1 protein-coding gene is annotated in these 233 nt (G+C 65.2%); it reads right to left on the reverse strand.

Translation table 11 applies throughout. From position 1 onward, the window contains the following. On the reverse strand, window positions 1-233 hold a 233-nt coding region (locus tag CLG85_RS28135), incomplete at both ends, for a hypothetical protein (RefSeq protein WP_260350404.1).

Genomic DNA, 233 nt, shown 5'->3' on the forward strand with positions numbered 1-233 from the left:
GCGCGCAATTTCTTCGTACCAGGCGGGCAGCATGGCGGTGTGGGCGGTCAGCGTCGCGGGATCGACACCGAAGCCCCAGGGCACCTCGCCCATGGCCGTGCCCACGGCGGCGACGAGATCGTCGATAAAGGCAAGATGGAAGGCGATGTCCTCATGTGCGCCGACGTTGCCGTGACCACCGTTCATGTAGGTCCAGTCCAGCGCATCGGCCTCGCGCAGGTTGTCCTGAAGGT

The organism is Alloyangia mangrovi (assembly GCF_002300555.2).
Lineage (GTDB): Bacteria > Pseudomonadota > Alphaproteobacteria > Rhodobacterales > Rhodobacteraceae > Salipiger > Salipiger mangrovi.